This window comes from Streptomyces sp., assembly GCF_050698815.1.
Classification (GTDB): domain Bacteria; phylum Actinomycetota; class Actinomycetes; order Streptomycetales; family Streptomycetaceae; genus Streptomyces.
Genome location: NZ_JBOHCV010000178.1, coordinates 1 through 9,487, shown reverse-complemented (window position 1 = coordinate 9,487; position 9,487 = coordinate 1). Strand labels below are relative to the sequence as shown.

The 9,487-nt window shown below is 68.6% G+C and carries 9 protein-coding genes and 1 pseudogene; 7 read left to right on the top strand and 3 right to left on the bottom strand.

Annotation, left to right across the window (positions count from 1 at the left end):
* Both ACRDP3_RS06680 and ACRDP3_RS06675 read left to right on the top strand, forming a co-directional pair.
* Positions 1–3,346: type I restriction endonuclease subunit R (locus ACRDP3_RS06680; RefSeq protein ID WP_431515897.1), on the top strand; the 3,346-nt coding region annotated here is incomplete at its 5' end.
* A gap of 35 nt (positions 3,347–3,381) precedes the next feature.
* Positions 3,382–4,143 carry a M48 family metallopeptidase gene (locus ACRDP3_RS06675; protein WP_431515896.1) on the top strand — a complete coding sequence of 254 codons (762 nt, stop codon included), beginning with the start codon at positions 3,382–3,384 and terminating at the stop codon, positions 4,141–4,143.
* Positions 4,144–4,241: 98 nt separating this feature from the next.
* On the opposite strand, the gene ACRDP3_RS06670 is transcribed toward ACRDP3_RS06675, so the two are convergent.
* The 3 genes from ACRDP3_RS06670 to ACRDP3_RS06660 form a co-directional block, all read right to left on the bottom strand.
* On the bottom strand, positions 4,242–4,658 hold the full coding sequence (locus tag ACRDP3_RS06670; protein ID WP_431515895.1) for a PIN domain nuclease: 417 nt from the start codon (positions 4,656–4,658) through the stop codon (positions 4,242–4,244).
* The gene (locus ACRDP3_RS06665; RefSeq protein ID WP_431515894.1) at positions 4,658–4,912 is read right to left on the bottom strand and encodes a type II toxin-antitoxin system VapB family antitoxin; all 255 of its coding nucleotides are present in this window, start codon (positions 4,910–4,912) and stop codon (positions 4,658–4,660) included. The genes ACRDP3_RS06670 and ACRDP3_RS06665 overlap by 1 nt, the downstream gene beginning before the upstream one ends.
* A gap of 321 nt (positions 4,913–5,233) precedes the next feature.
* A complete protein-coding gene (locus ACRDP3_RS06660) occupies positions 5,234–5,647 on the bottom strand; it encodes an arsenate reductase ArsC (RefSeq protein WP_431515893.1) in 414 nt (137 codons plus the stop codon).
* An 88-nt stretch (positions 5,648–5,735) separates the two neighbouring features.
* Here ACRDP3_RS06660 and ACRDP3_RS06655 point away from each other — a divergent pair, with 88 nt between their 5' ends.
* The 5 genes and pseudogenes from ACRDP3_RS06655 to ACRDP3_RS06635 all read left to right on the top strand — a co-directional run.
* Entirely contained in the window at positions 5,736–6,050 is a 315-nt protein-coding gene (locus tag ACRDP3_RS06655; protein ID WP_431515892.1) for an ArsR/SmtB family transcription factor, read from the top strand.
* Positions 6,047–7,162, top strand: coding sequence for an ACR3 family arsenite efflux transporter (gene arsB, locus ACRDP3_RS06650; RefSeq protein ID WP_431515891.1), 1,116 nt, complete (start codon positions 6,047–6,049; stop codon positions 7,160–7,162). Before ACRDP3_RS06655 ends, arsB begins: the two co-directional genes overlap by 4 nt.
* A gap of 316 nt (positions 7,163–7,478) precedes the next feature.
* Complete coding sequence (locus ACRDP3_RS06645; RefSeq protein WP_431515890.1) at positions 7,479–8,855, top strand: NAD(P)-binding domain-containing protein; 1,377 nt, start codon at positions 7,479–7,481, stop codon at positions 8,853–8,855.
* A gap of 31 nt (positions 8,856–8,886) precedes the next feature.
* On the top strand, positions 8,887–9,342 hold the full coding sequence (locus tag ACRDP3_RS06640; RefSeq protein WP_431515889.1) for an ArsI/CadI family heavy metal resistance metalloenzyme: 456 nt from the start codon (positions 8,887–8,889) through the stop codon (positions 9,340–9,342).
* Positions 9,302–9,487: pseudogene (locus ACRDP3_RS06635) on the top strand (MFS transporter); the annotation flags it as partial. The gene ACRDP3_RS06640 and the pseudogene ACRDP3_RS06635, both read left to right, overlap by 41 nt.

Genomic DNA, 9,487 nt, shown 5'->3' with positions numbered 1-9,487 from the left:
CTCCATCGCCGAGCTGACCTCCGTCTCCCTCGGGCGGGGCATCGCGCAGGCCAACTTCGACGCCACCGAGATGCTGCTCAGCGGCCATGTCCTCACCGGCCCGTCCGCCGAGCACGACGGGGCTTCCGCCACGGTGCAGTACGTCGAGTGGCGCCCGGAAGCGAACCGGCTGGCGCTCAACGAGTTCACCGTCGTCGACCAGCTCCGCGTCGAGAACCGGTCCGGCGAGGTGTCGATACTCGACCTCGTCCTGTTCGTGAACGGCATCCCGCTCGTCGCCGTCGAGTGCAAGAGCCCCGACCTCGCCGACCCCATCCGCAGTGCCGTACTCGACCTGCGGCACTACGCGGGCGATCCGATCAGGGAGGACGAGCGCGACGGCACCGACCTGCCCGTGCCCGCCGGCGTCCCGGAGCTGTTCCGGACCGTGCAGCTGCTGGTCGCCGCGACCGCTGAGACCGCGTACCTCGGGACCGTCACCTCCGCGCCCGAACACTTCCACCCCTGGCGGAGCATCGAGCCGGAGAGCAAGGCCACGCTCAAGGCCGAACTGCCCGGCAGCGTCAGGAAAATGAACGAGCGCCACAAACTTGTCGGTGTCGTCCTGCGGCCCGCAGCGCTGCTCAATGTCGTACGGCACTACGTCATCCCGCTCCCCGTCGAGACCGAGTCCGGCGGGAGGCGGACCGTCAAGGCGATCGCCAGGCATCAGCAGTACCGGGCCGCGGAGAAGGCCGTGGACAGGCTGCTCACCGGGCGGACGCGCGGGGCCCTCGTGCCCGACGACGAACGCGGCGGAGTCATCTGGCACACCCAGGGCTCCGGCAAGAGCCTGACCATGACGTTTCTCGTGCGTCGTATCCATCTGCACCCCCGGCTCAGCGAGTTCATGGTCGTGGTGGTCACCGACCGGACCCAGTTGCAGGACCAGTTGTCCGCGACCCTGAAGCTGAGCGAGTCCGACGTCGAGACGGCCGAGACCCGCACCCAGATGGAGGGGTTGCTGCGGGACGGCGGGCGGCGGGTCGTCTTCGCGATGATCCAGAAGTACGGGGGCGGCTTCACCTTCGCCGCCGAGGCCGGGGGCGACGGGGACGACCGGGACCTTCCAGGGGAGTACGCGGAGGCCGAGCGGGCCCGGGAGGAGGGGGAGGCCGAAGTCCCGCCGCCCGTACCGAACTTCCCCGAGTGCAATACGGACTCGGACATCCTCGTCCTCGTCGATGAGGCCCACCGCTCGCACACCAACACGCTGCACGCGGCGCTGCGCAAAGCCATCCCCAACGCGGCTAAGATCGGGTTCACCGGCACACCGATCATGACGGGCCAACTGGACGACACCCGCCGGATCTTCGGGGCTGGACCGAACCGGACTTTCCTCGATGAGTACCGGATGGCGGAAGCCGAGCACGACGGTGTCGTCGTCCGCATCCGCTACGAAGGCCGTACCGGCGAGGGCAAGGTCTTCGACAAGGACGGACTCGACCGGAACTTCGCGGACCTGATCCACGGCCTCACGGACGACGAGAAGCAGAAGCTGCTGCGGAAGTCTCCCACCGCGCGCGACGTCGCCGAGTCGCAGCCGATGATCCGGGCCAAGGCCGAGGACATGCTGGAGCACTGGGTGACCTGGGTGCTGCCCGGCGGCGGCTTCAAGGCCCAGGTCGCGGCGGTCAGCCGGAAGGCAGCCGTGGAGTACCACCACGCGCTGCGGCTGGCCCGCGATGCCCTCATGGTCGAACTCGCGGCTTTCCGGCCGGAGTCGGTGGCGGGGATACCGCTGGAGAAGCTGGCCCGGCGATCGCGTTACCTCTACCAGGCGCACCAGTACCGCGCACTGCTGCGCCGTATCGACTTCGTGCCGGTCGTTTCCCCGGGCGAGGAGCGCAAGCGCCGCAAGTGGCTGCACTGGACCGACGCGGAGCGGCAGAAGGCGTACATCGAGCGCTTTCACCAGGCGTTCCCGCATCTGGCGCCCGAGCCCGAGTGGGTCGCCACCATGCCCTTCAACACCCTGCCGCAGGACGATCCGGAAGATGCCCCGGCCGATCACCCCTGGTCCCGGGAGCCGGCCGGGCAGTCGGAAGCCCCGGGGGCGGCCGGGCCCGATCCCGTACACCCCGAAAGCCCGGTTGCCTTCCTCATCGTGAAGTCCATGCTGCTGACGGGATTCGACGCCCCTCGCGAGCAGGCGCTCTACCTGGACCGGCCGATCCGCGATGCCGAACTGCTCCAGGCCGTCGCCAGGGTCAACCGGCCGATGGAGGGCAAGGACGTCGGGTACGTCGTCGACTACTACGGCGTCTTCGAGCACCTGGCCGAGGCACTGGCCGAGTACCGGGACGCCGATGTCGACGACACCATGCGAAGCCTCTCCGAGGAGATCGACGGGTTGGAGCCTGCCGCCGAGGCGGTCCGCGACCACCTGCTCCGGAACGGCGTCACGGATGCGGATCTCGCCGATCCCGCCAAGCTGGGTTCCGCCGCGCACGCCTTCGAGGACGAGACGGCTCGCTTCGGGTACGACGAGGTGCTGCACCAGTTCCTCGCCGTACTGGAACGCGTACTGCCGCATGAGCGCGGCTTGGACTACGTGGCCGACGCCCGGCGCTGGGGGATGCTGCAGAAGCGCGTCCGGCGGCTCTACAGGGACGCGCCAGGCGGGGGGTTCACCCTGCGCCGGTACGGGCGCAAGGTCCGGGCGATGATCGCCGAGCATCTGGAGGGGCCGGAGATCGAGCAGGTCATCCCGCCCGTCTCGCTTGCCTCGCCCGTCTTCGACGAGAAGGTGCGTGCCCTGCCGCCGCGTGAGGCCGCCGCCGAGATGGGGCATGCGCTGCGCTTCCACCTGGAGGAGCGGGTCAAGCGGGAGGACCCGGAGAAGTACGCGCGGCTCTCGGAACGGCTGGAGGAGCTCCTGCGGGAGCTGCCCGAACGCTTCGACGAGCAGATCGCGGAGTTCGGCACACTGATCGAGGAGGCCAGGCAGGAGGACGAGGAGGACCCGGCGCTCGCGGGGCTCAGCCCCTTGGAGCAGCGGGTGTACCGGCTACTCGATCAGCTTCTGGAGGAGAATCCGGGCGTCGCCCGCAAAGAGCAGGACGCGCGCCCGCTGGTCGTCGCGGTGTGCGACACGGCCACGCAGACCATGGCCAAGGCGGCCTATCAGGGGCAGCACCAGGACCTCACCGCACTGGCGAACAGCATTCAGAACCAATTGCTCAAAGGTGGTGTGCGGCCCTCGACCAGTACGGACTGGCCGTCACTTCAGAGCATGGCGCAGCGACTCGCGGCGCATGCCGCGGACAACCGGCGGCAGTTCATCGGCAGGGACAGGGAAGAATAGGCCGGGTGACCGCATTCGCCGAAGACCGTGTTTCCGTGCCCCGGAAGGCTCTGGCCGAGGGGGGCCGGCTCACGGTCGACGGCCTGGAGCTGCGGGTGCGGGTCAGCGCCCGTCGCAAGCGGTTCGCGCTGACCGTGGAACCGGATGCCGGACTCACCCTGCACATGCCCGAGGGGCGGCCGACGGCCGACGCGGAGGACTTCGTGCGCGCGCACCGGTCGTGGCTGGTGGACAAGGCCGGGGTGCGCGAGCGGACCCGCCCGCTGAACCCGCCGAAGCGGCTGATCAATGGAGAGGTCTTCCGCTACCTGGGGCGTACGTACCGGCTGGCGGTCTCGCCGGACGCGCCCGCCGACGGAAGGGTCCGGCTGGTTGCCGGGCGTCTGGTGGTGAGCCAGGAGCAGACCGTGGACCCGGATCGGGGGCGGGCCGCGCTGGTCGACTGGTACTGCCGGGCCGGACGCGCCTGGACGGCCGGACGGCTTCAGCCCTGGGCCGCCCGGATGGGGGTGGCCGAGCCTGAACTGGAGGTACGTGACCTCGGGCAGCGCTGGGGAATGTACCGGCCGGGAGAGGGCGACCGGGGACCTGGCCGGATGAGCCTGGGGTGGCCACTCTTCCAGCTGCCGATGCACCTTGTGGACTACGTCGTTGCTCACGAGGTGGCACATGTCCGGGTGCCTGGCCATCGTGGGAACTTCTGGCGATTGCTGAGGCAGGCCTTGCCCGAGTACGAGGAACGTCGCGTCGAGCTCGATGAGCTGGGCCGCCGGATGTGGATGGGTGAGATCGTCTAGTCCACGGCAGAGTGGCACCAGGCGAACCTGTGCCGGTCCATCGGAGCCTCCGCTCAATCCGACAGGGGAACCTAGTGTGCTGCGCCTGAAATGGCGAGTCAGTCAGCGCTGCCAGACGGTACGACCCACTCGGCGGGCTGTCCCGTCAGGGAGGCGATCATGTCGAAGTCGCCGTCGTAGTGGAGGACCGTCCGCCGGTTCAGCTCTGCCGTGGCGGAGATCAGCAGGTCGGGGAGGGAGAGGGCGCGGTGGAAGCCAGCGTTGAGAGCGTGGCGCTGGACCTCGAGGGCGCGGGCGAAGGTGTCATCCTCGGCGCGGAGGTAGTCGAAGGCGTGAAGCCAGGTGCTGATCCGTGTGGCCTCTGAACTGTCTCGCGCCGAGTGGATCATCTCGTACTCGGTGGGTTGGCACACGGCGAGCAGGTAGCGCTCGTGGAGCGGCTTGAGAACTTCCTTGACGCTCGGCTTCGTCCAGCGGGCGAGGGCGGACTTGTCGATGAGGTAGCGGTCCTGCATCAGGCGGCGCGGCCTCCGTCGCGGTCGCCGTGGTGCTTGAGGGAGCCGTCGGCGTTGCGGGGGCCGGTGTTCTCGACGATCTCGCTGAAATCGAGTTCGCCGGCATCCATCGCGTCGAAGAACTCCTGTCGCAGGTGGCGTTTGACGGCGTCTTCCATGGCGAGGCGTACCGCCTTGGCCTTCGTCTTGGTGCCGAAGATGCGCATGGCCTCGGCGACCATCTCCTCGTCGAGGTCGATGACGGTTCTGGGCATGTGGACGGTCCCTTCACGGATGCTCCCTGCCAACAGAACGATACCACTATCAAGCTGGAGTCGATATCGTTTCTATCGTCGAGGCTCGTCGTGGGGGGAGGCGGGGAGTCCGGCGGTGTCCCATCGGACCCGGTGGAGGTGCTGAAGCCCATAAGGCAACTGCTGGCCAAAGGCCGTCCGAAGCGTGGTGAGCGAGCGCGGCCCTCATGCCCATGTAGGGCGAGCGCCGCCCGCGAATTCCATCGCGGGCTCCGATATCGGCAGCGAGGTGGCCGACTGTCGGCCGGCCCTGAGCCGACGGTGATCATGCTGCGGGCGTCGCTACTTCGCGGCCTCCGGGGCGATCTCGGCGATCAGGCCCTCGATGCGAGTCTTGATCTCGTCGCGGATGGGACGTACGGCCTCGACGCCTTGGCCTGCCGGGTCCTTCAGCGTCCAGTCGAGGTAGCGCTTGCCGGGGAAGACGGGGCAGGCGTCGCCGCAGCCCATCGTGATGCAGACGTCCGAGGCCTTCACGGCGTCCACGGTGAGGATCTTGGGGGTCTCGGCAGCGATGTCGATGCCGACCTCACGCATCGCGTCGACGACTGCGGGGTTGACGGTCTCGGCGGGGGCCGATCCGGCGGAGCGGACTTCGACGTGGTCGCCCGCCAGGTGGGTCAGCCACGCGGCGGCCATCTGGGACCGGCCGGCGTTGTGGACGCAGACGAACAGCACAGAGGGCTTTTCGGGCATCAGGGTCTCTCTTGCTCTCGTGGCGATTCAGGCGTATGACATCAGCGCCTGGTGGTATCAGCGTTCACTGATGTGAGAGTATCAGCCCATGCTGACGTCAGTAGACACTGACCTGATCCGGGTTCTGGCAGACCCGCTCAGGCTTCGGATCGTGACCCTGCTGGCCCACGAGACCCTCTGCACCACGCACTTGGTGGAGGAGACCGGTGCGCGCCAGACCAACCTCTCCAACCATCTGAAAGTGCTGCGCGAGGCCGGGGTCGTGGAGACCGAACCGTGCGGCCGCTTCACGTACTACACGTTGCGCCCGGACGTCATCGAGGCGGTGGCCGGCGCTTTCTCGGAGCTCGCCGCTGCCGCCCGTACCACCGCTGCCGCCGACAAGAAGAGGGCCTGTCCGTGACCCGCACCGAACCGTCCACGATCACGACCCCGGAGCCGGCGCCCGGGGTCGTCGCCAAGCTGCCCACACTGGATCGCTTCCTTGCGGTGTGGATCCTCATCGCGATGGGCCTGGGGCTGGCCCTCGGCCGCATGATCCCCGGACTCAACAGCGCACTGAGCAAGGTCGAGATCGGCGGCATCTCACTGCCCATCGCCGTGGGCCTGCTGATCATGATGTATCCGGTGCTGGCCAAGGTCCGCTACGACAAGCTGGACGCGGTCACCGGCGACCGGAAGCTCATGCTCTCCTCGCTGGTCGTCAACTGGATCCTGGGCCCGGCGGTGATGTTCGCCCTGGCCTGGATCTTCCTGCCGGACCTGCCCGAGTACCGCACCGGACTGATCATCGTCGGGCTCGCGCGCTGCATCGCGATGGTCATCATCTGGAACGACCTGGCCTGCGGCGACCGCGAAGCCGCCGCCGTCCTCGTCGCCCTCAACTCCGTCTTCCAGGTCCTGGCCTTCGGCCTGCTCGGCTGGCTCTACCTGGACCTGCTGCCCGGCTGGCTCGGCCTCGGAGGCGGCGAGCAGCTCGACATCTCCATGTGGAAGATCGCCTGGAATGTCGTCATCTTCCTTGGGATCCCGCTGCTGGCCGGCTTCCTGACCCGCCGCCTCGGCGAGAAGAAGATGGGCCGCGAGTCCTACGAGAACGAATTCCTGCCGAAGATCGGCCCGTTCGCCCTCTACGGACTCCTCTTCACCATCGTGATCCTCTTCGCCCTCCAAGGGAAGACGATCACCTCCCAGCCCCTGGACGTCGTACGCATCGCGCTGCCGCTGTTGGTCTACTTCGCGATCATGTGGTTCGGCTCCTTCGCTCTGGGCAAGGGCCTCGGCATCCCCTACGACCGCACCGCGACCCTGGCCTTCACCGCAGCCGGCAACAACTTCGAGCTCGCCATCGCGGTGGCCATCGCCACCTTCGGCGTCACCTCCGGACAGGCCCTCTCCGGCGTCGTCGGACCGCTCATCGAGGTCCCCGTCCTTGTGGCCCTCGTCTACGTCTCCCTGGCCTGGCGCCGGAAGTTCGCCCTTCCGATACCTGCTCTGCAGGCGCAGGAGAGTTGAACCGGGCTCGGCACCATCGCACCGGGGCCCGCTGTCCGACCCACCGGCGTGGGTGACCAGTGACTTCCGGTGAGGCGTCAGGCGTTCTCCCAGCCGGTCAGTCGATCACTGAGCCTCGGCGCTCACCAGGTCGAAGCGACCAGGGCGTCCAGCAGCGCACGCGCGATGCCCCCGATGACCAGGACGTCGGCATGCTCCATCACTCATCACTCACGCCCATCATTTCGATGAACGTCTAAGTTGACGCCTATCGAAACAGGTGTGATGCTGGCAGTGCAAGCCATAGACACAAGTCGAATCAAGTCGGGGAGTCATCGTGAACGAGCCCACCGCCGCGCTGCCCACCGTGGTGATCGGAGCCGGCCCGGTCGGCCTGGCCGCCGCCGCCCACCTCCTCGCCCGGGAGCAGAATCCGCTGGTGCTGGAGGCGGGCCCCGGCGCGGGCACGGCCGTGCGGGAGTGGAGCCATGTGCGGCTGTTCTCCCCCTGGGCCGAGGTCGTCGACCCGGCCGCCGAGAAGCTCCTCGCCCCCACCGGCTGGATCCGTCCCGACGACGCCTCCTACCCCACCGGCGGGGAGTGGGCCGAGCTGTATCTCCAGCCGCTGGCGGACGCCTTGGGCGAACGGGTCCGCTACGGCACGCGCGTCACCGGAATCTCGCGCAGCGGCCGGGACCGCGTCGTCGACGCCGACCGTGAGGAGCAGCCCTTCACCGTCCACCTCGTCACGTCCGGCGGCCACGAGGAGCGTCTGACGGCCCGCGCGGTCATCGACGCCTCCGGCACCTGGGCGATCCCGAGCCCTCTCGGTGGCGACGGACTGCCCGCCCCCGGGGAACGGGCCGCAGCAGACCGGATCACCTACCGCATCCCCGACCTCAACGACCCCGTTGTACAAGCCCGTTACGCGGGCAAGCGCACCGCAGTGATCGGCTCCGGTGCCTCCGCGTTCACCGCTCTCGCGCAGCTCGCCGGCCTGGCGAAGGAGCACCCAGGCACGCATGCCTCGTGGATCCTGCGTCGCGGCGTCGGCGAGAGCACGTTCGGTGGTGGCGAAGCCGACCAGCTGCCTGCCCGCGGCGCGCTGGGCCTGCGTGCGAAGGCCGCCGTCGAGGACGGATACGCCGCAGCGGTCACGGGGTTCCGTACGGCCTCGGTCGAAGAGGCCGACGGGCAGGTCGTGCTCGTGGCTGAGGACAGCCGCCGCCTCGGACCGGTCGATCAGGTCATCGCCCTGACCGGTCTCCGGCCCGACCTGTCATTCCACGACGAACTGCGCCTGGGGCTGGACGAGCGTCTCCAAGCTCCGGTGGAGCTGGCCCCGTTGATCGATCCCAACGTCCACTCCTGCGGCACCGTCTATCCCCACGGCGCGAAGGAGCTGGCCCACCCGGAGAAGAACGTCTATCTCGTCGGAATGAAGAGCTACGGCCGTGCTCCGACCTTCCTGGCGATGACCGGCTTCGAACAGGTCCGATCCATCGCCGCCGCTCTGGCCGGAGACCGGGAGGCAGCGGAGCGCGTGGAGCTGACGCTGCCGGAGACCGGAGTCTGTGGCGGGGCCGGCATCGATGTGCCTGAGGCCGACGTGGCACAGAACGCGGGAGGGGACGAAGGCGGCGGCTGTTGCTCCGCCCCGGCCACCGTGGAAATCGGACAAGCCCCAGCCCCGGCTTCCCCCGGCGGCTGCTGACCCGACCCAGCCCACGACAAGGAGGTATGCCATGTCACGCCTACAGCTCGCACTCCGCGTTCCTGACCTGGACACGTCCGTCGCCTTCTACAGCAGGCTCTTCGGCGCCGAACCCGCCAAACTCCGCGACGGCTACGCCAACTTCGCTATCGCGGAGCCCCCGCTGAAGCTCGTCCTCATCGAAGGCGAGCCCGGGGAGGAGACCCGTATGGATCACCTGGGGGTGGAAGTCGAATCCTCCGAAGCCGTCAGCGCCGCCACTGCCCGACTGAGCGAGGCGGGGCTGAGCACGCACGAGGAGAACGACACGAGGTGCTGCTACGCCCTCCAGGACAAAGTCTGGGTCCACGGCCCCGGCAAGGAGCCCTGGGAGGTCTACGTCGTCAAAGGCGACGCCGACTCGCTCGGCAAGCAAGAAGGCAGCACGTGCTGCGCCGACGCCGACGATGACGGTCGGCGCGAAGCCGTCACCTCCGGCTGCTGCTGAGGTGCGGAAGGAGGCACTTGAAGCCGGCGGGGCCGTGACCGTTACGGGGGACCGATCACGGCCCCGCTTCGCCTTGCCCGCCCTGTGCGTCACGCAGATCACCAGCTGGGGCGTCCTCTACTACGCCTTCCCCGTCCTCCTGCCC

Coding starts and splice junctions, on each gene's coding strand:
- ACRDP3_RS06670 (WP_431515895.1), bottom strand. CDS start 4,658: ATGCAGGACCGCTACCTCATCGACAAGTCCGCCCTCGCCCGCTGGACG.
- ACRDP3_RS06665 (WP_431515894.1), bottom strand. CDS start 4,912: ATGCCCAGAACCGTCATCGACCTCGACGAGGAGATGGTCGCCGAGGCC.
- ACRDP3_RS06660 (WP_431515893.1), bottom strand. CDS start 5,647: ATGCCCGAAAAGCCCTCTGTGCTGTTCGTCTGCGTCCACAACGCCGGC.
- ACRDP3_RS06655 (WP_431515892.1), top strand. CDS start 5,736: ATGCTGACGTCAGTAGACACTGACCTGATCCGGGTTCTGGCAGACCCG.
- ACRDP3_RS06640 (WP_431515889.1), top strand. CDS start 8,887: ATGTCACGCCTACAGCTCGCACTCCGCGTTCCTGACCTGGACACGTCC.